Annotated in this window: 21 protein-coding genes and 3 pseudogenes; 2 read left to right on the top strand and 22 right to left on the bottom strand. The window is 38.4% G+C overall.

All coding sequences use genetic code 11. From position 1 onward, the window contains the following. Window positions 1-50 precede the first annotated feature (50 nt). The 10 genes and pseudogenes from QR42_RS19700 to QR42_RS08440 all read right to left on the bottom strand — a co-directional run bounded on the left by QR42_RS19700 (window position 51) and on the right by QR42_RS08440 (window position 8577). Window positions 51-185 (bottom strand): hypothetical protein, encoded by a 135-nt coding sequence (locus tag QR42_RS19700; RefSeq protein ID WP_254966822.1) that lies wholly within the window; start codon window positions 183-185, stop codon window positions 51-53. Then, entirely contained in the window at window positions 186-1295 is a 1110-nt protein-coding gene (locus QR42_RS08475) for a response regulator aspartate phosphatase (RefSeq protein WP_039178830.1), read from the bottom strand. A 305-nt stretch (window positions 1296-1600) separates the two neighbouring features. Beyond that, window positions 1601-2182 (bottom strand): YiiX/YebB-like N1pC/P60 family cysteine hydrolase, encoded by a 582-nt coding sequence (locus QR42_RS08470; protein ID WP_039178827.1) that lies wholly within the window; start codon window positions 2180-2182, stop codon window positions 1601-1603. A gap of 372 nt (window positions 2183-2554) precedes the next feature. Next, window positions 2555-3172, bottom strand: a complete 618-nt coding sequence (locus QR42_RS08465; RefSeq protein WP_144246067.1) for a hypothetical protein — start codon at window positions 3170-3172, stop codon at window positions 2555-2557. Between the two features lie 295 nt (window positions 3173-3467). Beyond that, the gene (locus QR42_RS08460) at window positions 3468-4508 is read right to left on the bottom strand and encodes an XkdF-like putative serine protease domain-containing protein (RefSeq protein ID WP_052196522.1); all 1041 of its coding nucleotides are present in this window, start codon (window positions 4506-4508) and stop codon (window positions 3468-3470) included. A gap of 355 nt (window positions 4509-4863) precedes the next feature. Further along, a pseudogene (locus tag QR42_RS08455) lies at window positions 4864-5725 on the bottom strand (phage minor head protein). 26 nt (window positions 5726-5751) lie between these two features. Then, window positions 5752-6471 (bottom strand): annotated as a pseudogene (locus QR42_RS08450) (phage portal protein); the annotation flags it as partial. A 59-nt stretch (window positions 6472-6530) separates the two neighbouring features. Beyond that, window positions 6531-7199, bottom strand: a pseudogene (locus QR42_RS08445) (PBSX family phage terminase large subunit); the annotation flags it as partial. An 83-nt stretch (window positions 7200-7282) separates the two neighbouring features. Next, window positions 7283-7456, bottom strand: a complete 174-nt coding sequence (locus tag QR42_RS19325) for a hypothetical protein (RefSeq protein WP_158333013.1) — start codon at window positions 7454-7456, stop codon at window positions 7283-7285. Between the two features lie 365 nt (window positions 7457-7821). Continuing rightward, entirely contained in the window at window positions 7822-8577 is a 756-nt protein-coding gene (locus QR42_RS08440; protein WP_039178821.1) for a hypothetical protein, read from the bottom strand. A 349-nt stretch (window positions 8578-8926) separates the two neighbouring features. Here QR42_RS08440 and QR42_RS08435 point away from each other — a divergent pair, with 349 nt between their 5' ends. Then, window positions 8927-9181, top strand: a complete 255-nt coding sequence (locus QR42_RS08435) for a hypothetical protein (RefSeq protein ID WP_039178814.1) — start codon at window positions 8927-8929, stop codon at window positions 9179-9181. A gap of 47 nt (window positions 9182-9228) precedes the next feature. Here QR42_RS08435 and QR42_RS08430 read toward each other — a convergent pair whose 3' ends face one another. The 10 genes from QR42_RS08430 to spoVK form a co-directional block, all read right to left on the bottom strand. Further along, on the bottom strand, window positions 9229-9681 hold the full coding sequence (locus tag QR42_RS08430) for an ArpU family phage packaging/lysis transcriptional regulator (protein WP_039178811.1): 453 nt from the start codon (window positions 9679-9681) through the stop codon (window positions 9229-9231). A gap of 240 nt (window positions 9682-9921) precedes the next feature. Further along, window positions 9922-10122 carry an XtrA/YqaO family protein gene (locus tag QR42_RS08425; RefSeq protein WP_039178808.1) on the bottom strand — a complete coding sequence of 67 codons (201 nt, stop codon included), beginning with the start codon at window positions 10120-10122 and terminating at the stop codon, window positions 9922-9924. A gap of 81 nt (window positions 10123-10203) precedes the next feature. After that, window positions 10204-10359, bottom strand: a complete 156-nt coding sequence (locus tag QR42_RS19595) for a hypothetical protein (RefSeq protein WP_235354800.1) — start codon at window positions 10357-10359, stop codon at window positions 10204-10206. A gap of 71 nt (window positions 10360-10430) precedes the next feature. Then, window positions 10431-10697, bottom strand: a complete 267-nt coding sequence (locus QR42_RS19590) for a putative metallopeptidase (RefSeq protein ID WP_235354799.1) — start codon at window positions 10695-10697, stop codon at window positions 10431-10433. A gap of 565 nt (window positions 10698-11262) precedes the next feature. After that, window positions 11263-11802 carry an ERCC4 domain-containing protein gene (locus QR42_RS08410; RefSeq protein WP_039178804.1) on the bottom strand — a complete coding sequence of 180 codons (540 nt, stop codon included), beginning with the start codon at window positions 11800-11802 and terminating at the stop codon, window positions 11263-11265. A gap of 400 nt (window positions 11803-12202) precedes the next feature. Next, entirely contained in the window at window positions 12203-13537 is a 1335-nt protein-coding gene (gene glnA / locus QR42_RS08405) for a type I glutamate--ammonia ligase (RefSeq protein WP_025093273.1), read from the bottom strand. A 60-nt stretch (window positions 13538-13597) separates the two neighbouring features. After that, a complete protein-coding gene (locus QR42_RS08400) occupies window positions 13598-14008 on the bottom strand; it encodes a MerR family transcriptional regulator (RefSeq protein ID WP_039178801.1) in 411 nt (136 codons plus the stop codon). An 89-nt stretch (window positions 14009-14097) separates the two neighbouring features. Then, window positions 14098-15378: a methionine gamma-lyase family protein gene (locus QR42_RS08395; protein ID WP_039178796.1), complete on the bottom strand. Its 1281-nt coding sequence runs from the start codon at window positions 15376-15378 to the stop codon at window positions 14098-14100. A gap of 6 nt (window positions 15379-15384) precedes the next feature. Beyond that, a complete protein-coding gene (gene hflX / locus QR42_RS08390; RefSeq protein WP_039178793.1) occupies window positions 15385-16656 on the bottom strand; it encodes a GTPase HflX in 1272 nt (423 codons plus the stop codon). A gap of 121 nt (window positions 16657-16777) precedes the next feature. Then, window positions 16778-17737, bottom strand: a complete 960-nt coding sequence (gene spoVK, locus QR42_RS08385; protein ID WP_024424083.1) for a stage V sporulation protein K — start codon at window positions 17735-17737, stop codon at window positions 16778-16780. Window positions 17738-18057: 320 nt separating this feature from the next. Between spoVK and QR42_RS08380 the strand changes: the two genes are divergently transcribed. Next, the gene (locus QR42_RS08380) at window positions 18058-18816 is read left to right on the top strand and encodes an N-acetylmuramoyl-L-alanine amidase (protein ID WP_039178790.1); all 759 of its coding nucleotides are present in this window, start codon (window positions 18058-18060) and stop codon (window positions 18814-18816) included. A 67-nt stretch (window positions 18817-18883) separates the two neighbouring features. Here QR42_RS08380 and QR42_RS08375 read toward each other — a convergent pair whose 3' ends face one another. Together QR42_RS08375 and nrdF are read right to left on the bottom strand one after the other, a co-directional pair. Then, window positions 18884-19501, bottom strand: coding sequence for a hypothetical protein (locus QR42_RS08375; RefSeq protein ID WP_039178787.1), 618 nt, complete (start codon window positions 19499-19501; stop codon window positions 18884-18886). An 84-nt stretch (window positions 19502-19585) separates the two neighbouring features. Beyond that, the gene (nrdF, locus tag QR42_RS08370; RefSeq protein WP_003212452.1) at window positions 19586-20566 is read right to left on the bottom strand and encodes a class 1b ribonucleoside-diphosphate reductase subunit beta; all 981 of its coding nucleotides are present in this window, start codon (window positions 20564-20566) and stop codon (window positions 19586-19588) included. Between the last annotated feature and the right edge of the window lie 13 nt (window positions 20567-20579).

The raw sequence follows: 20579 nt of genomic DNA, 5'->3' as shown, positions 1-20579 counted from the left end.
ATACCATAAGGAGTCTGACACTTTAATCCACTTTATCGTTTTTTAACCAATTATCCTCCAGAGCTCCCTCTTGATGCGACGGTTTGGACATCATCATGTTGAGGTTGAATGAAACCATTTGTAAAGAAAAGTGTACCTAATGCTACCACAGCTATTGATAATGGAATAAAAAAAGACTTTTTCATTTAATTCACTCCTTTTCCTACAAATTGACTTGCATGTAAGGCTCTTTTATAATAACTCAATGATTGTTGCAACAAGCCTTTTTCCTCTAAATATTTCGCCACATCAACCAAGATTTCCTCTAAATCAACCCAAACTCTTCTTTCTTCAAGCTCTGCACACAAATTACTGATATTGGCTTGTTGAGTTTCATTTGTTTCATATAATAGTTCTTTTAACAATTTAAATTTAATTTGAAAAATGTGATGGTTCACTTGTTCCGACAAAGAAATGCCTAGATCAACCCATTCAATCACTTCATTGCTTCGATTTGATACTTCTATTCTGGCTAGTTCATATAAACATCTCATTTTTAATAACATTTGTTTCTCAATTTCTTCATAACTCAGTGTGCGTCTAAAAAATGCAGATGCTTTCTCAGCATTCTCTCTTTTGCTTTCCAAAAAACCCATGCTGTAATAGAGATGAATAATTAAATGATTGTCATTGATACTTCGGATCATGTTCTCTGCTTCGTTAAAAAGTTCACTTGCTTTCTCATATTCAAATTGATCGATTAAGTTCAGCGCATGCAGCATTCGACAGTTAATTTGTCTTTTGATATATGATTCATGTGCATTAAATGTGTCACAAGCAATTTGAGCATGATATTTAGATAAGAAAGTCATTTTCAAATCATAAAATAGAACAGCTAATTTATAATGAAATTCTGCTTTTTCTATTTCATCATCAACATAGGCCAACTTCTTTTCAGCTATTCTGAAATAACTTAGCGCCTTATCATAATCTTGTAAGTAGTCATGATAGATCCCATTATAGAAATAGAAGTAATAGGACATGAGTTTGTTTGTCTTCTCTTCTTTTTCGTTTGGTGCATTCCTCTCAAAGAATGGTTTATTTAGGTTTTTGCTAATATTCTGAAGTTTTAGCTTAAGTCTAAAGCTTAAAAGTTGATAATACAAAAGAACATCTTGATTTTCTTCCATTTGCTCGATTGCCTTGTCTATGTCATCTTGCATTTCAATAGCTGCCGACAAATCCCCTTTTTGTATGGCAAGATTCCAGGTGTTTAACATGTTTCCTACCTCCTGAGAGGCAATTAATTCTGTCATCCCTTTACCCCCTTCTAAGCAAATCCCTTATAATATTTTAACACTAGATTTACAACATATGTAAAGACAAACTGTCCCTAATAGAAATTTTCGGTATCCCGCAAATACATTGAATGAGTGACTTTAGAATCGCTGATTAGAAGTGACAAGCAACTGAACGAATTCTGAGTTCTTTTAGAAGGGCTACGCTAAAAGTGGAATTCACAAAATGTTATTTTAATGCCTATCACAAAAAAATCAACAGGTAATTGCATAAACAAACAAGCCTTTCTCATGTCGAAGGCCTGTTTGTTATGAATCAAATATTAACCTATTCGAGCGATAGGAATAACATTTTCATCAGCAGCAATGTGTTCAGGAAAAATAAAACCTTTTGTATCTGAGGTAAAACAAATATCTGCCTCTTTAAAACATACATCTACAAATTCAGGGCAGATAAACTCCTCATTTTCTCTATGTTTACCTACTCCCAATCCTATTCGAGCAACTATCTGTGCTATTTCAGATTTATCATAATTCTTGTTTAATAAAGATAAACCTTTAACAATAATGGTATTTTGTTTTTCACCACCATCTTCATTTAACTGTTTGTGCCGTGCAATATATAGCTTCCCATCATAACTTTTATTTGTATTCTCATAGTTAGTCAAATAATGTTCTAAAGGAACTATTCTAACACCATCGTCCTCGACACTTTCAATTATTAATAATAGCCCTTTCCACTTCACAATAATACCAACATGACTAAAGAGTGAATTGGAAACTTGTTTAATTAACTTACTTACCAAATATTCACCCGAACATAATAAAAGGTCACCAGTCCTCAGATCATTCTTTAATTCGGTATATTCTATAGTATTTATACTTTTAAATTTATCCGAACTCATCTAAATTACAGTCTCCTTGCCTAATTTAAAAATAATCCCTCAATTTCTAAGGGCATTAAAAATTAATATTTTTCTGGATTACATAAGTATCTTTTCACTAATTTTCATATTTAATACAATTCTAATATATTTACTGAAAAGGATCTTCAGCTCTTAAATTAACCAAAAGACGCATAAGGGCTCAGTCATTTTGTAAATATCCCATCTTCTTTAACCTATCTCCATATTCTTTTGAAATCCAACTAGTATTATGATTATAGAGTATCAGCAAACAATCATTTTCGTTGAGTATTTATTTTAGACATACTTTCTTTATTCAAGTTTCTAAAAACAAAATGAAAAGAGCAACTTCCATGTCAGAAGTTACTCTTTTTAATCTTCATCTTCAGGATCTTCGTCTACACCCAATATCAAATTCTCATCTTTAAAATACATTTCATAAAGTGTACGCTCTGTTACTTCTCCTTTTTTAATTCGTTGGTTCAGAATAAACATTAAATCTATAGGTTCACGCTCATAATAAATACTGTCGCTTTCTTCGAAATGAAGAATAGGCTTGTTTAAGTATGAATAAGATTTTGGCTTAGTAAAGCACGTCCACTTTACTTGAGGATGGTTTCTTCTAATAACTTCTGCATAATAAATCCCGATATCCATTGCTATTGCATAGTCCACTTTTGCAATTTCAACTGGATTAGCCAATAAGCTCTTTTTTTCATCTTCATAAATAAAATTAGGGTATTGCCTTAATTCTTCTAATTCTCTACCAATCTCTTCTTCTGATAGTTCATAAATCTCCACCTGAGATAAAAACCAACTATAGATATCTATAAGTGACTCGGGGGTGAAATTAAAGTCCACCTCTCCATTAGTAACATTTTTCAAAACTTCAATCCGTAGTGGTATCTGATTAACAAACCAATCAAACAGATTTTTAGCCTCTTTTTTTGATAAAGTTTCAAAGGATTCCATTATAATTGGTGGTTCCATTAATACATACTCCATTAAATTTCTCCCTCATATTTTAATTATTTTCGAATATTGGCTATACTGCTCTAACTCAGTTGTATTTTATGGTTTACTTGCTCAATTCTACCTGTATTTGTACTTATAATGAAGTACTACTTTACTTTATCAATCATTTCAATTTTTTAATCGGAAATCTTTAACCACTTGTTTCCTTAAAAGAATGAGAAGTTCGTATAGCCTATATTTGATACATCGATACAATTTTGTTGCTCAATCAACCGCTGAATATCGATCCAAATTATTTGCAACTTGTGACTTAGACATCCCTACAGCTGCGGCCATTTCTTTTTGCGATAGCTTCATCAATTTGTTTTCCTTGCGGATCAGGCTGACCTTCGCCTTCTCCTTTTTCAAGGTCATCCAGACGCTTTACAACCGGTGCAATTGTGTCATCTAGCATCTTTTGCAAATCTTCTTTGTTCACTTCATCTTCCTCCTTCTCTTCCGCTTGACTTAGCAAGTTGTCGATAGCGGCTCTTGCATTTTTCAATTCAGTTAAGTTAGCAGCTGAAAACTTTCGGCCAGCTTTTGCGACTTCTTCAGGTGGATCAGTTTGGATCCCACCCAAGTCATCAGTAAGCAAAATCTCTTGTGTGATTTCCACAAAATCTTGCAGTGCTGCCCTCACCTTTTCAGAATCAGTCTCCAAGTCTTCATCGTCGTAAGAATCCCATTTATACAAAACAGAATTCAGCGCATCTTGTGCCGCCCAAAACTCACGACGCATGCGGTCTTTGTCGTATCTGTTCTTTACTTCTCCTTTAAGAAAGAAGTTTTTGAGCAAAGAAAAAAGCCCCTTCTCATCAGAAACTGGCTTGTGATCCTCTTGTTTTCCTATGTCTGCTGTTCCGGCCATTGAGTAGCCGGTGATCTCGCCCTTTTGAATCTGTTCCCAGATTTCATCAGATGCTTTTGTCACAAGGACCCATGATCCTTTCTTGATCATCTCATCGCCCATTTCAAAGTCAGACGGAGCGATATAAGATTCAACGACTTCTCCGACACCGCCTTGAAAGTCGTGCTGCTTATCGATCTCACGTGCATCCTTCAGGAACCCATTAGCGGCTTTTTCGATCTCCGCCGGTGTCATGTAATCCCCATGTGCATCAGCAACGTTTGGTTCGTATACAATTCCATACACAAGACGCTGTGCATCATCAGCCTTTGCAATGACCTTGATCTCTTTTTGAAAGTCTGGCTGCTTTTCTGATTTCATAAAAAAGAACTGCTTTTGATTAGCAGCCTTGTCCACATATGAAACGTGTGTGATCTTTGCATTTATCAATTCGCGTGGCAATTCATTCACCTCCTTTCAAAAGAAAAGCGACAGAAGCCGCTCAACAAATTAACTTATAAATTGTGGATAATATTTCTTATAAAAGCTATGCGGCGGAAAGTTAGGATAATAAGGATTGTACGGTGGGTATAATAAATAACACATCGGACAGCACATGTGGGGTCTACCTGTGTCATCTTCGCACAAGTGACAACATTTTAATGGATCATCGGGATATGGCCAATCCGTATATGGACTGTAAGGCATGTTAGGATTCAGCTGTTTACTATACACATTAAACACTCCTAAAATAGTTATTCAGGATCATGCATATGAAAAGTAACAATCAAATGAAACTTGACCGCCGTTAATCATTTTAATTCACTCCAACAACTTCCTGTCGTATAGCCTCTTTTTCCTCAGCTGACAATCCTAAAATGACTGGATCAACCACAGGCCCAACCGCACAATGACAATTTACTCGCTCTTTTGGTGTGAGCTGTGTATCTCTCGGAAACATGCACCGCTCTCCGCTACCTGGTATCTCAAATTCATCATCAAGCGGGATGATCGTGCCGTCCAGCTGCACATGACTTTCTCTGGACTGATTCTTTTTCCCGCCGCTATGCTTCCACTTCTTCCCCGTTACAGCTGGAGATTGCACATATGACTCATGTTGAGCGACAGAAGACGCGGTCAACACCTCTGTAATGGCTGTTACACGTGCACGTTTGCGACTGAATTCAGGTAGGTCCTTCAGCTCCAATTCAATTTCTTGGATAGAGCGGCCTTCTTTTATTCCTTCCTTCAGCGTTTGCTCAATGGCCATATGAGTATTCAGCTTCATCAGCTGCGCCAATTCCTGCGACCATGATTCAATCCACTCTGAGGTTTTTTCGGATAAGACCTTAAAAGGAATAGCATCGATGGAATACATGATCTTCTCAGCCAGTTGCGCGACGGTAAGTGTTAGAAAGGCAGCCGTTTCTTTTACGAACAACTCCGCAAATTCATCTGAAGTGAAAAGATCATTATTAAAAAACGCCAGAATGGATTCTAACGTCTCTGAATCTAAAAAAACCATTCAGAGCGTTTAAAAACGTCCTACGTTGTAATCTGAACAATCTAGCAATGGTTTTCTCGTATTCTTCTACCAAAGAGGGTATGTCTTGCAGTTCAGGGAAATCTGCTACAGCTGCTTCGAGTTCCTTGACCTCATCTTCCTCCGCTTTTTGCACAAAGGTATTGTGTTTTCTATCGGCTCATCCACCTTTACATTAGCCGGCTCTTCATCGTTCGCTAGCTCATCCTTCTTCGGAATCCCTTCACTTCGAGTAACAGGAATTTATGTGCATTATCTGAACCTTCAATGCCGTTCATGTATTCCTGCAGCTGCTCATATGAAAATTCAGAAAGCATTCCATTCTCTACAGTAATTGCTGCCGGCACATGACGACCTTGCTTAAAGTAAAGATAGTTCAGCTCTTCAGCTTTGCACGCTCCTTACATATTGACGATGTTACCAATCCAACGAGGAACACCATATGTACCGCTGCCAATCTTAAAGTGGATGACTTCGCTTGCTACAAGATCAGATGGGGTGTCTTCGCTGTATTCTCCCGTAGTAGCATTCATGACTCTGGGATCACCGTACTCCTTAAAGAAAACTTTTTAGTATTGACCTGCTGCACATACTTCCTGAATCTCTTCTTCCGTTGCAATGACTTCACTTGGCCGTTTTCTGTGTATCGGAATTCGACGTCAAGGGATCGCTCAGCTTACAAACACGTAAATATTGTGCATCAAGATATTCAATGCCTGCAGGCTTCCCTGTACCTTCACGAAGAACTTCGACAAATCCATTACCGGTTTTCTCTCGGTCTTCTATTACATAACCAAGAACCACTTCGGCTGACTCATCATAGTTCATATACCTGGTTAACTCTTCAAGTTGGGTCCATTCTTTCTCAGCTGTCTCTTTATGAATTTGTTTGGTCGTTTCAGAAACAGTTGATTTAATCACAGTCGCTTTCACTTTATTCATCAGCGTGACCTCCTATCTCTGTTCGGACGTGTCCGCTCTTTAGGCTGCTCTTTCAGATCGGTGACCTCATAATCATCTAACACATACCAGATAGCTGAAAAAGTATGAGGGTCAATCTTAAACTCGTCTTCTATGATGTTACCGTTCTTGTCTGTCTTGTATGTCAGCGGCTGAAGCTCATAGATCGTGTTTTTACATGAATCGGAACATATGATTTTCTTGAACCGTTTGATCTTCTTGGTGTACTGCAAGCGTGATCCCTGGAATTTACGAGCAGCCACCATGTTGTAACCCATCTTCCTGAAGTATGAGATGGTTTTCGGTTCAGCTGCATCCGCTTTGATCAGCTCTTTTGTTTTTGTAAATTCGATGAGCTCTTGTTCAGTTTCATCATCGGTTGTGCCCATTTGATATTACTCCCAATAGATACATAGATATTTCTTCTCGTGATCGACGGCCAGTCGAATCAAAGCGTTATATGACTCTACGAAACCAAAGTCCATACCCGCCTAAGTAAAGGCCGATTAATCCTTTGAGATGGACAGCATCATATCTTCATGCGGCCGTACCTCGAATTGAGGAAGAACACGAATTCCGTTAATGCTAAAATGACCTTTTCGGGCTATTCGATAAAGGTCTGGATCGTATTCCTTTAGTTCGTCCAGCTGCGATCGTTGGTTTGTTCATCGCTGGCTTTACTTCAATGCCTCGACCCGTAGTAAGCTTCATAAGTCCCTCTTTCGTAAGATCATCAAGCGCCGGATCCGTCTTCGTGTCGCTGTTCTGTTTCTTCAATCACAGGTGTTTCATCTTCTTGTATTGATTCATTCATTTGATGTCTTTGATGTCTCGGGACAAATATCACCTTATGATTCTTTTCATCCGACATGATCTGACCTTCTGACGTTTCTTTAATAGGTTTCATTGGTTTTTCCTCCCCCTATAAATAACATTACCAATCGCTCCTATGGGCTTTAGTCCATAATGCGCACGCACTTCATTGAGTGTTAATATCCCTAAACGAAGGTTCTTTGAAAGTCTTGCTCTTCTTTATTTCCCTCATCATCAGATGACTTTGCAAAACTCAAACTTGTTGGTTTTATAAATGACATTGCAATCGCTCCTTTTTTATTTGATCTAAGCCTTCCCTGTTTGTTAGCCGCCATTGTTTTTATAAACAGACAGGGACGCTTTACAGCAAATAGAAAAAACGCCATCCCTTTTGGGAAAGCGCCATAATACATATATATGAAATTAAACACTGATTAGAATTATTTTGAATAAGTATATCTAGTTATTGGAAATCGAGGTATTTTCAGTATCAATCTTTTTTTCTTCAATTTCTAAAATAAGATTATTAAGAACTTCCTCATAAAGCTCATTTATTCTATTTATATTGTGACCTAGAATTAAAAGTTTACTTGCTAGCATTATTCCAATTAAAGACAGAGTGAATCCATTAGTATAATAAATGAGATTTTCGTCAATTGAAGTTGGTCCAATTTTAGAATTAAGAACCTTCATTACGTCCTTATTAAAAATAATAGTCGCCGTTAAACCTAAAATAAAAGTTATTGTAGAATTAATAAAGAAATTATATCTTTTTTTATCTGCATTAACTTTATCAAGTATTCTTAATAGCTTTAAATTTTTTAGAGCTTTTTCCTCATCATCTCCTGCCCACTTTTTAACAGATTTCTTTAGATTTTCAATCTGGAATATTATGTTATTTATATTTGAGTTTTCATGTGTGAAAGGGGATATTTCTTCACTTTTCATAAATATTGGATCTTTTCTGCTTATTAGATAAAGAACTAAAGTTGCAAACCAATTAATCATAGAAAAGATAATTATATTTCTTAATAGGAAAGATAAAAATTCAACATTTGGAAATTTTAGAAATACCGCGAATTTACGAACTAAAATTACCTGTATAATTAATTGGAAATTTCTTGTTGAATATTTTTTTGATGGAACAATTAAAAAAACCATAAATTTTTTGATCATCCAGAACAAATAAAACAGTATCTTCTTTAAAATTTTCATATAATTTCCTCCCAAGTCTATATCGGAAAGGAAACATAAATGTTAAATTAACTTACAAATTTGTATTATGAAAAAACGATCTCCTTCGGAAGCCGTTCTCAATCTATCTTATAATACAATATTACAACCTTTTTTCGGTCATGCTACGCCAACATCACGCCAAAATAAAAACACCGTTAATCGGTGTTAGGCACTCTTTTAAAAAATTATGAAAATTCCCACCTATGAAAATAGGTAATTTTAAGGTTTTTTTACATTTTTCGACACAAATTGTTTTTTCTCTTTGATACTATTAGATTAATCCATTAACATTTAATGGGTTAAAATACAAATTAAGGAGATGGTTGTTATGAAAAAATCACCCATCAAAAAAGTTTTATTAGCCGTTGCCTTTTCTACATCAATGTTATTTTCCATGAATACCGCAAGTGCAGCAAGCATCAATGCCTTAGAATGGGTCAGAGACGCTTATCCTAATGCATGGAATTATGTATTAGTCAAAGTAAATGGTCAGAATTACACTCAAGTTTGGACAAGTAGTAACAGTTATATCCTTGTAAAATGCGAAGAATTAACTGATGGAAAGTGCTGGGTTTCAAAGTAATAAGCCAAATTTTTTAAACGACTTCCAGTTTTTGGGGTCGTTTTTTTCTAAATAAAAAACACCTCTAAACGGGTGCGTTTAAATACAATTTCATTGAGAGCATGAGCAAGATCAAGAAATGTCTTCCCTTTTAGGCGTGTGTATGATCTTTCACTCATGCCAATTTCGTTATATACCTGGTAATCGAAAACAGGTTCTTGCTGCATGTAACGTTTAATGATTATTTTTCTCTCGTTATACGGAAGACGGTTGACAGCCTTTTGCACTCTCTCAAGATATGCATTTCGTTTTTGCTCCCACTCAATACGTTTTATGGCCGTACTCTCTGTAGAAGAATGAAAAGCATTCGTCGCAGCTGGCGGCACGATACTAAATCCGGCCGTTATTTTAGGTAGCATATCATCAGGAATTTGAAGAAGATACAAACGATAATTGTCTAGTATACGTTCAACTCTTTTTCTCGATTCCTTTTTATCTATTACTGGTGGTTCACCTAACATAAAATACCCTCCCCATTTATTTGCTTTTTAACGTCCGCCACGGCTTCTTTTATATGTAGGGCGGATACCCACGAGTTCCTTTATCTCTTCATATGAAAGCTCTTTGGAACATCAGTTCTTTTTTTAGACATAGATTTACACCTCGTTTTCTTCTTTTCTGAATATAAAAAAGGGACACCAACCAAACAGCGCTTATGCTGTCATGATCAGTGCCCCCCGGCTTTCCGGTAGAACGATTTATTAGAATAACTCTCCTTCGTTGAAATTAACACGAGTTACTTTATCATCATGTGTAACAATTTTTATTTCGCCATGAGACGGCAACGGTGCATATCTAGCTCTGCCATCGGAGAAAACCAAAACAATTGACTCTTTTCCTGTGCCTAAAGTCTCAATATCTATAATTTCACTTGGATGTTCTTGTAATCTCAAGTCTTTCATTGCCTCCCTAATTTATATTCATGACTGCTAAACAGAAACCGATCCAAACACGATATAAAAGATTAGTAGCCGATTCCTCATCTACTTCACCCTTGTTATACGGTTTACATCATCAATATTCATTTGGTGATCAGCCTCCCACACAACTGCGGCGAATGATTCAATACCCGTATCCCAAAAACCATGACGCTCAATGATTTCGGAAAATTTTTCAACATCGTGCTCACGAATGCCCAACTGTCAGGCTTATCGGCGGGCCCGTACACAGTGATCCAATTCTTCGCATCTTTCGGGTCAGGTTCTTCCGTTTAGTTCATGATCGACCAGGGCGCACGCTGTTTCTTGTTCATTGCCTTCCAGGCTTCCTTATTTACAAATACGAAAAGCATGTAATCGGTCATATGGCGTTCAAAGGCCGTGCATTTTTTCGCTTTCCCCGCCCATTTGCTACTGCCTTCTCGAATATAAAAACCAATTTGTCCTATCGCATCTTTTAAATGTGGGTGGTGTTCATCAATTAAACTTTTAGCCAGCTGCCGCACCTCGTGTGATTCTTCAAAACCTACAAAAGCCATATTCATTTTCCCCTTTCAATCAATTGTTTTTTGAATATTCCGTCTAATTATTTTACATTTCGTGTTCAAAGTCCTAAAAACAGGACAATAAGTTATACCCATCACCTTATACACAAATCAGAAATACGATGAACTGTAAATTATTTTCCAAGGAGATGTTTTAAAATGTATTCAATGTATCCAATGTATTATCATGTTCCGTCACCTTATATTCACAATGATTACGCACCGAATATTCAAAGATCGGAACTAAGAAAATATCAACCAAGTATTGGACAGATTATTACAGTCCCACCACAATCGACAGCCTTTAAAAATGGCACTAGAGTATTTATTCATGATGTAAAGTTTCAATATGACAACGTAAGAAATGAATGGATAGAATACATCTATGTCGTATATCCAAGAGTATCTAGTAATGGTTCATGTGTTATAGAGGCTAGATGGGTATCAGTTTACGATTTAGATGGTACTCAAACACTCACACGATAAAAATAAGTGATTATATAAGAAACCAGACAGCAAAACTCATCTCATATACAACTTCTTTGCTGTCTGGGCTTTGCTATACTAATCCACCTTTTAATAATTCCCGTGCCATATAATGAAAATGATGATAGATATAGTTTCCGGTCGCACTTGGATTAATAAAAACAGTTGAAAAATTGTAACGCACTTCAAATGTTTTCAAGCTATCGAGCAGCGATTTAGGTTCATATTTTGAACGATATTTTCCGTTGAGTATCTTTTGATACCCTTCCAGGTCTTCCACAAGAAGAGTGAAAGGGTTTTTTGATGCACGAATCAATTCATTTTCAAACCTGGAACGATCCTTAATGGATTGAACAAGCTCGTCAACTCCATTTTTCCTTTCGATAGCAGCGTTTAAATACATATCTCTATTGATCCCGTATGCCTCATTTTTGGGAATCATTGCGGAATAGTCACCCGTCTTCATCCCTTTGAATTTGATTGATACATTCTTTTTGCGGAGATAGTCAAGAACATGTTGATTCTTCTGTTCTCTCGTATCCACAATAATGATCATACTGCCTAAAATTTCTTTTAACTCTGTATCTGAATAGTTGTAATGAATAATAGTCATGATTTATTCCCCTTAAAATAAAACATGGCCCTTTCGTAAATTTCTAAAGATAGCTTGTCCGTTTTTCACTTTCAAAATTTGAAACGGAAGTGTCAAGGACCCTCCATCCGTTCTCCCAAAATAAAACGAGCAATCTCGAGACTTTTATCGCCGCATCCCTTTCATGTTGAACCAGCCATCTATTTTTGTATTGAAGTCTTGAGCAATGCCTTGTAATAATTAATGATTTTATCTATTGTCTGTTTATTCACGATCTTACGTATAATTAATTGTGGAGTTAAATTCATAACTTTTAATTTTTTTGATCATATTTTGGTCAAGGACCAAAAATATTGTTCCGTTCATTTTTTGACCAAAATAAAAACCCCCTGAAACCATTGGCTCCAAGGGGTTTTCTTTATTAATACTGAGACATATACTGATCGCGTTCCCATGGGTGTACTTGGGTGCGGAACATATCCCATTCGATTTCTTTTGATTCGATGAAGTGCTCGAATAGGTGATCGCCTAGTGCGTTGATCATGACTTCGTTTGATTTTAGCAGCTCGAGTGCTTCTGCAAGTGTTGCAGGTAGGTCAGCGATGCCGTTTTCAAGGCGCTCTTCTTTATCCATGACATAGATGTTTCTGTCGATTGGTGCTGGTGCTTCTAGTTTATTTTTGATTCCGTCTAGACCTGCTGCAAGTAATACGCTTAGTGCAAGATATGGGTTTGCAGATGGGTCTACGCTGCGCACTTCTACACGTGTGCTGATGCCGCGTGATGCCGGGATACGGATCAATGGGCTGCGGTTTTGTGCACTCCATGCTACATAGCAAGGTGCTTCATAGCCAGGTACAAGACGCTTGTATGAGTTAACCGTTGGGTTTGTGACTGCTGTAAAGCTTGTTGCGTGCTTGACGATACCTGCGATAAAGTGTCTAGCAGTCTCGCTTAATTGTAAATCTGCTTTTTCATCAAAGAATGCGTTTTTACCATTTTTGAATAATGATAGGTTACAGTGCATACCAGATCCGTTTACACCGAACAATGGTTTTGGCATGAATGTCGCATGAAGACCGTGTTTTCTCGCAATTGTTTTGACAACGAGTTTGAATGTTTGAATGTCATCACAAGAACGGATAGCGCCTGCATATTTGAAATCAATTTCGTGCTGTCCTGGTGCTACTTCGTGGTGAGATGCTTCAATTTCAAAGCCCATTTCTTCAAGTTCTAGCACGATATCACGGCGGCAGTTTTCACCTAGATCTGTTGGTGCAAGGTCAAAGTATCCACCTTTATCGTTTAGTTCAAGCGTTGGCTCGCCTTTTTCATCTAATTTAAATAAGAAGAATTCTGGCTCAGGTCCAAGGTTGAAATCACTAAATCCTAGTTCTTCCATTTCCTTTAAGATACGCTTTAAGTTGTTACGCGGGTCTCCATCAAATGGTGTCCCGTCTGGCTTATAAATGTCACAAATAAAGCGTGCAACTTTACCTTTTTCTGCTGTCCAAGGGAAAATAACAAATGTGTTTAGATCTGGGTATAGGTACATATCTGATTCTTCGATACGTACGAATCCTTCAATAGATGAACCGTCAAACATACATTTGTTATCGAGAGCTTTTTCTAACTGGCTCACAGGAATCTCAACATTTTTAATCGTTCCGAGAATGTCTGTAAATTGCAGACGGATGTACTTTACGTTTTCCTCATTTACTAATTTTACGATATCTTCTCTTGTGTACTTTGCCATTTCGTAAAACTCCTCCCCTACAAAAGGTAAAATGTGTATAGCAATGCTTTTGCTAATTGGTTAACGGAAGAACCTTGACATATCCCCCTGCCTAAAGGTCGTTCCTTGTTGGAAACGTCCAGCCTGAATGAGTTCCTTCTTCAGTAGCTTCCTGAGTTCATCATCTGACAAGTTGTGCTTAGCTGTGGTTTTTTCCTCCGTCTTTTTATCAGACGATGGATTTTCTGCCTCAGCTTTGGCAAAAAGCTTTTTGATTCCTGCCATGTTTACACCTTGTTCGATGAGGTTTTTAATTTCTAGTAATTTATCAACATCATGAAAAGAAAATAATCGGCGGTTTCCATCACTTCTTGCTGGAAATACTAAACCATTTTCCTCATAATAGCGAATTTGTCTTGCAGATAATTCTGTTAGCTGCATGACAATCCCAATTGGGAATAAAGGCATTGAGCGGCGAATGTTATCACTCATCTCAACTGTCTCCTCCTCTTTGCTTAAATTTATTATATGTCATGTTATATTATGTGTCAACACTATGTTAGGAATATTAACATGGTTTTTTATTGAGCAGGCACTTCAATAAAACCTTGATCCAATAAGGCATCGACAGCACTGCAAATCGCATTTTTCACATGGGCATACGTGAGACCGCCTTGCACGTAGGCAGTATAAGGCGGTCTGATCGGACCATCGGCTGATAATTCGATACTGGCTCCTTGTACAAATGTGCCCGCTGCCATAATGACATCATCCTCGTAGCCCGGCATATAGCTTGCATGTGGAGTGACGTGACTGTTAATCGGAGATGCATACTGGATTGCCTGACAGAACGCAATCATTTTTTTAGGATCTCCAAATTCGACAGATTGAATTAAATCCGTTCTTTTCGCATTCCATGCTGGGTTTGTTAGGAATCCGAGCTTCTCAAGAAAACGAGCCGTAAATACTGCGCCTTTTAAGCTTTGAGCCACAACATGCGGCGCCAAGAAAAAGCCTTGATACATTTCCTGGAGCGCATACAGCGATGCACCCGCTTCACTGCCGATGCCCGGAGATGTCATTCGATAAGAGCAAGCTTCGACCCATTTTTCTTTTCCAACGATGTAGCCGCCTGTTTTGGCAAGACCTCCGCCTGGGTTTTTAATAAGTGAACCGGCCATGAGATCAGCTCCGACATGACACGGCTCTTGTAATTCAGTAAATTCACCATAACAGTTGTCTACAAACACAATGATTTCTTCATTTATCTCTTTCACAAATGAAATCATTTGCTCAATTTCTTCTATAGTAAAGGATGGCCTCGACGCATAGCCTTTTGAACGTTGAATGCCTATCACTTTTGTTTTAGAAGAAATCGACTCTTTTACTTTGTCGTAATCGACTGATCCATCTTGAAGCAAATCAATGGCTTTGTAGTCAATCTGGAAGTCTTTTAATGAGCCTGTCCCTTCTTTCCCGCGAATCCCGACAATTTCTTCTAACGTGTCGTATGGTTTTCCCGTCATGTAGATCAATTCATCGCCAGGTCTCAGCACACCAAATAAAGCAATGGAAATCGCGTGTGTGCCGGAAATGATCTGCGGACGGACAAGGCCGCTTTCTCCTCCGAAGACATCCGCATAAATCTTTTCTAACGTGTCTCTCCCCATATCATCGTAGCCATATCCAGTTGTTGGATTAAAGTGAGAGTCACTGACTTTGTGCTTTCGATAGCTTTCAAGCACCCGCCACTCATTTTGTTCGCTCGTTTGATCAATTTGCTGATGTACGTGTAAAATCTCTTGTTCTGTTTCTGCTGCTGCTTTTTCTAAAATACTGCCGTGTTTTAATGTGTGAAACATCTTGATTTAATTCCTTTCCAACATATACTTTTTGATTTGACCTAAAATGGTCTGATCCTCACCACTAAATCCGGTGATGTCGTAAATTTCTGCTTCTTTTTGAAATTCTAGTGATTCCACAAGCGTTTCTGATTTTAATGCGGAGATGAGCTTCCCTTCATACGCTGGAATCTTCACATGATATGGCTTTAAAAAGGCTTTTTTCAGCTCAGCCATAATATCCGCTTTTAACCTTTTTACATCTTCTTTGCGTCTAGCACTGATTAATATGTGGCGATGCTTTGAAGATGGGATGAAATCTGGTCGGATTTGATCTTCCTTATTATAAACAGTCAGCATCGGAATACGGTCCGCTTCTAATTCTTCTAAAAGCTCATGAACCGTTCGTTCGTGTCCTTCATAATCCTCATTAGAAGAGTCGATGACATGAAGCAAATAATCGGCTTCCTTCACTTCTTCAAGGGTTGAACGAAATGCAGCGATCAGTGTTGTAGGAAGGTCTTGGATAAACCCAACTGTATCCGAAATGAGCACACTGTATCCGGATTCTAATGTCATCTTACGTGTCATTGGGTCAAGTGTCGCAAACAGCAGATCCTCTTCATGACTATCTGCTTCTGTTAATTGATTAAACAAAGTTGATTTTCCGGCATTCGTATACCCGACAATGGCAATTTGGAACACACCATTTTTCTTTCGGCGTTCCCGGTATCTTGTTCGGTGTTCTTTGACTGCAGATAACTGCCCGTTAATTTCGTGAATGCGGTTTCGAATATGGCGTCTGTCTGTTTCGAGTTTTGTTTCACCTGGACCTCTTGCGCCAATTCCGCCTCCTTGTCTTGAGAGGCTGATCCCTTGTCCACTTAGTCTCGGCAGGGCATACTGAAGCTGGGCAAGCTCTATTTGCAGCTTCCCCTCTCTTGTACGTGCTCTTTTTGCAAAGATATCTAAAATCAATTGCGTACGATCAATAATTTTTACATCTAAAGCAGTCGCCAAAGCTTTTAGCTGGCTTGGAGAAAGCTCGTCGTTAAAAATAATGACATCACATTCGAGTTCCTCGCAAAGCACCTCAAGTTCTTCTACTTTCCCTTTACCGATATACGTTGCGCTGTCTTGTCTATTTCTCTTCTGCGTCATCACGCTGACAGCTTCACCGCCAGCCGTTTTGGTTAAGGAAGCTAATTCTTCCATTGAGTATTGAAAGCGTTCATCCGTTACATGCGGCAATTGACAGCCGACAAGGATCGCTTTTTCAGTCATTTCATGTTCATTCAACGTCAGTTGTTTCCTTTCTGTACTTAAGTTTTCAGTAGTACCATCATACCAAACAGATCACACGTATACCACTATTCGGATGGTTTATTTTAGTGACTCTTTATAAAAAGGATACGCCATTTCAAGAAGGCGTATCCTCTTTCATTTGAAGATCGTGACTTTTAATGGTCAGCAAATCTTTTTTATCATAATGATCCACAAGAAGCAGTCTCATCGCCTGGGTTCGTATGGCCTTTTCAATGGTGTTTCGCACAAACCGGCCATTGCTGAATTTTGCCGGGCTCGTGGTACTTTTAATGTGCATTAAATAATCCCGCAACTTCCATTCGGCTTCTTGGGTAAAAACATATTCCCTGTCCGCCATCATTCGTTTAGCAATATCCATGAGCTGATCGACTGTATAATCAGGAAAGCTGATGTTGATTGGAAATCTTGATTGCAGACCGGGGTTTAAAGAAAGAAAATGATCCATTTCCTTGGAGTAGCCAGCTAAAATTAGAATGAATTCGTGCTGTTTGTCCTCCATATGTTTTACAAGGGTATCTATCGCCTCTTTTCCAAAATCCTTTTCTCCTCCGCGTGCAAGAGAATAGGCTTCGTCAATGAACAAAATACCACCCAGTGATTTTTTAATTAAATCCCTTGTTTTTTGCGCTGTATGACCAATGTACTCTCCAACAAGATCACCGCGTTCTGCTTCGATTAAGTGACCCTTTGAGAGCACATTCATTTCAAAGAAAAGCTTCCCGACAAGTCTTGCAACTGTGGTTTTCCCTGTGCCAGGATTCCCTTTGAACATCATATGAAGCGCTTGTTTCCCTACCTTTAACCCTTGTTCCTGCCGTTTTTGATTAACAAAAATCCAAGCATAAATCTCTTTTATGTTTCGTTTCATTTCATCCATACCGACAAGGCTGTTCATTTCACGCTCTATTTCCCGTAAGATGCTGTGTTTTGCCTCATTTTTCTGCAAGGCTTCTAGGTATTCTGCCTCTGAGTCTGCATCAACCAATACTTGCTTTTGTCCGTTAAGTATAATATTGATTTGGCCGTTGTTTTTATATGTGACAGCTCGCTCCAACGTATTCACCTCTCGCTCTTCTCTCTTTATTCTATTCGGGTGGAGCTGTAATCGTGACAATCGCCCGCTTAAGCCCAAGTTTGCTGTCAAAATGACCCGAGATACCGAATATTGTAGGGATTTGTGCGGTTTCCCAGGAAATGATGTGCTATTTCCATTGTATTCATCCCGTTTGGGCGGACAAACCAACAATTTGTTTTTTCTTAGAAAAATGTAGCTTTTTGATCACAAATGATGCAGAAAAGAGTCTCAATGATTTCCGCATTTTGTACAGGCAATTCTTCTATTTTCTCATAAAATAAAGACGAGGTGATGAATAGATGGTGAAAATTTTTATTGATCCTGGCCACGGAGGAACAGATTCTGGAGCTAGTGCTAATGGACTTTTGGAGAAAAATATAACACTTCAAATCGCGCTTTTACTGAGAGACATTTTGATTAGTGAATATGATGGGGTTTCTGTCCGCTTAAGTCGTTCAACTGACCAATCCGTCACTTTGTCCCAGCGTACGAATGCAGCAAACAGCTGGGGAGCTAACTATTTCGTATCTATTCATATTAATGCTGGCGGGGGCACAGGGTTTGAAAGCTATGTGTATCCTGGCGTTTCAGCACCGACCACCACGTATCGCAACGCCCTTCATGATGAAATTGTCCGCTCAGTTGATTTTGCTAACCGCGGCAAGAAAACTGCGAACTTCCACGTTCTTCGAGAAACTTCTATGCCCGCTATTTTAACAGAGAATGGTTTCATTGATACGACAGCTGATGCTAATAAGCTCCGCAACGCAACCTTCCTTCAAGGCATCGCTCGCGCTCATGCGACTGGTCTAGAAGAAGCCTTTCAATTGAAAAAAAAAGCAAGTAATCTTTATAAAGTGCAGGCAGGAGCTTTCAAAGTGAAAGCCAATGCAGATGAATTAGCAGCCACACTTAAATCCAAAGGCTTTGACGCATTTGTTGTATTAGACGGAGGCATGTTCCGAGTACAGGCCGGGGCTTTCCGTACAAAGCAAAATGCAGATGACCTCGTCGCAAGATTGAAGCAGGCCGGTCATGACGCATTCGTTTTCCAATAATCCAAAGCTGTTGTAACGAAACAAACCGGCTCAAGTCTTCTGCTGAGCCGGTTTGTTGTGTATTTATTTACGCTAAGATGTTGACGACAAATTGAGACCATGTTTCAAGACGATCGAAGTATTCAGGCTTTTTCAAATCGGCTGTTTTCATCCATTTTCCTGAGATTTGATCTGTTTCTTTTACTTCTACATGAGCACCTGGAGATAGTTCAAGCGCTGATAACAGTCCAATGTGCACACGGCCGACACTGTTGTCATCGTCATTGATTAATCCAAGGGTTTTCATTTCAAGTTTGTCTTCTTCTTGAATTGAAAGTTCTTCGTCCAGCTCACGATCCGTATTTTCTTTTAGAATCTCAGCAAAGTTTTTTCCTTCAATGAAATTCATATGCCCCCCAAAGCCAAGAGATAACTTATGATGTAAGCGAGTCTCTCCTCCGCCTTGAAGTCTTTCGTATACATACACTTCGTCCTCACGCTTAATCACGACATAAGGAATCGGCTGCTTGAAGTCAGGATTTTCTTCTGCATCGCCTCTTCGCATCTGCTCGAAGTGCTCTTCGATTTCTTTCATAATGGTGCTGATTGTTTTCTCTTCACTGTTCACACCATTAAACGCAAGTGTTTCATTTTGGAACACTTGCGTACGCGGTGCAACTAAAATGATTTCGTCCATTTTTCCCATGTTCGGTAACCTCCAGTATGTAACACATTGTTAGAAATGGCAAAAAGCCAAAACGAGTGATGCGTTTTGACTTTTACGCTTTCCTTATGATTCATCTCCAAAGAAGAAGTCGTCATCTTTTAACGGCTCAACTGTTGCTTTTTTGTAGCCGTTCCCTTTCATTGAGAAGAAGTCATGCGATTTTGTTTTTGTATTGAGTCCGTTCAATACAATAGGGTTAATCTCTTCTTCTTCAAAATAAGGGGCAAATCCAAGGTTCATTAACGCTTTATTGGCATTGTAACGAATGAACTTTTTCACATCATGCGATAAATTGACTTGGTCATAAATATCTTCAGTGTAATGAAGTTCATTTTCATAAAGCTCGTTCAAGAGGTCAATTGAGAAATCATACAGCTCTTTTTGCACATCAGGTGTTTGTTTGTTGTAAATTTCTTGTGCTAATAATCCAACGTACACACCATGAATCGCTTCATCACGCAAAATTAAGTTGATGATTTCACCGCTTTGCATGAGCTTTCCTTGCCCATAGAAATATAGCGGGTAGTAAAAACCACTATAAAATAGGAAGCTTTCTAAATAAACAGAAGCCACCATTGCTTTAAAGAGAGAAATAGGATCGTCCTTTTGAATCGAACGGTATAAACTGACAATCATATCTGCTTTCTTTTGCAGGAATTTATTCTTCTTGACCCATTCAAACACTTCACTGATCGTTTCAGTTGGTGCGAGTGTCATGAAGATATTGGAGTATGATTTCGCATGTACCGCATTTTCCATCATTGCCATAAAGTTTAATACCGCTTTACGCTGATGACCTTCTACATGCTCAGCCACAATCGGCATCCCTGTATTTCCTTGTTCTGTATCAAGTAAAGTCAGTCCAGCAAGTACCTTCATGTACGTATCTCGCTCTTTTTCACCTAAATATTTCCATGTTAAGAGATCTCCGTTTAAGGAAATCTCTTCTGGAAGCCAGAACTGCTTCACATTTTGGTTGTAAAACATTTGTGTAAAATCGTCTTCGTGTTTTGACCAGTTGGCTGCATCATAAATTTTTGTCACGTTAAACTCTCCT

This window comes from Bacillus sp. WP8 (genome assembly GCF_000800825.1).
GTDB classification, from domain to species: domain Bacteria; phylum Bacillota; class Bacilli; order Bacillales; family Bacillaceae; genus Bacillus; species Bacillus safensis.
The sequence above is the reverse complement of the archived record's forward strand: the minus strand, read 5'-3'. Positions and strand labels throughout refer to the sequence as shown.

Coding starts and splice junctions, on each gene's coding strand:
- QR42_RS19700 (WP_254966822.1), bottom strand. CDS start 185: ATGAAAAAGTCTTTTTTTATTCCATTATCAATAGCTGTGGTAGCATTA.
- QR42_RS08475 (WP_039178830.1), bottom strand. CDS start 1,295: ATGACAGAATTAATTGCCTCTCAGGAGGTAGGAAACATGTTAAACACC.
- QR42_RS08470 (WP_039178827.1), bottom strand. CDS start 2,182: ATGAGTTCGGATAAATTTAAAAGTATAAATACTATAGAATATACCGAA.
- QR42_RS08465 (WP_144246067.1), bottom strand. CDS start 3,172: ATGGAACCACCAATTATAATGGAATCCTTTGAAACTTTATCAAAAAAA.
- QR42_RS19325 (WP_158333013.1), bottom strand. CDS start 7,456: ATGAAACCTATTAAAGAAACGTCAGAAGGTCAGATCATGTCGGATGAA.
- QR42_RS08440 (WP_039178821.1), bottom strand. CDS start 8,577: ATGAAAATTTTAAAGAAGATACTGTTTTATTTGTTCTGGATGATCAAA.
- QR42_RS08435 (WP_039178814.1), top strand. CDS start 8,927: ATGAAAAAATCACCCATCAAAAAAGTTTTATTAGCCGTTGCCTTTTCT.
- QR42_RS08430 (WP_039178811.1), bottom strand. CDS start 9,681: ATGTTAGGTGAACCACCAGTAATAGATAAAAAGGAATCGAGAAAAAGA.
- QR42_RS08425 (WP_039178808.1), bottom strand. CDS start 10,122: ATGAAAGACTTGAGATTACAAGAACATCCAAGTGAAATTATAGATATT.
- QR42_RS19590 (WP_235354799.1), bottom strand. CDS start 10,697: ATGGCTTTTGTAGGTTTTGAAGAATCACACGAGGTGCGGCAGCTGGCT.
- QR42_RS08410 (WP_039178804.1), bottom strand. CDS start 11,802: ATGACTATTATTCATTACAACTATTCAGATACAGAGTTAAAAGAAATT.
- glnA (WP_025093273.1), bottom strand. CDS start 13,537: ATGGCAAAGTACACAAGAGAAGATATCGTAAAATTAGTAAATGAGGAA.
- QR42_RS08400 (WP_039178801.1), bottom strand. CDS start 14,008: ATGAGTGATAACATTCGCCGCTCAATGCCTTTATTCCCAATTGGGATT.
- QR42_RS08395 (WP_039178796.1), bottom strand. CDS start 15,378: ATGTTTCACACATTAAAACACGGCAGTATTTTAGAAAAAGCAGCAGCA.
- QR42_RS08380 (WP_039178790.1), top strand. CDS start 18,058: ATGGTGAAAATTTTTATTGATCCTGGCCACGGAGGAACAGATTCTGGA.
- QR42_RS08375 (WP_039178787.1), bottom strand. CDS start 19,501: ATGGGAAAAATGGACGAAATCATTTTAGTTGCACCGCGTACGCAAGTG.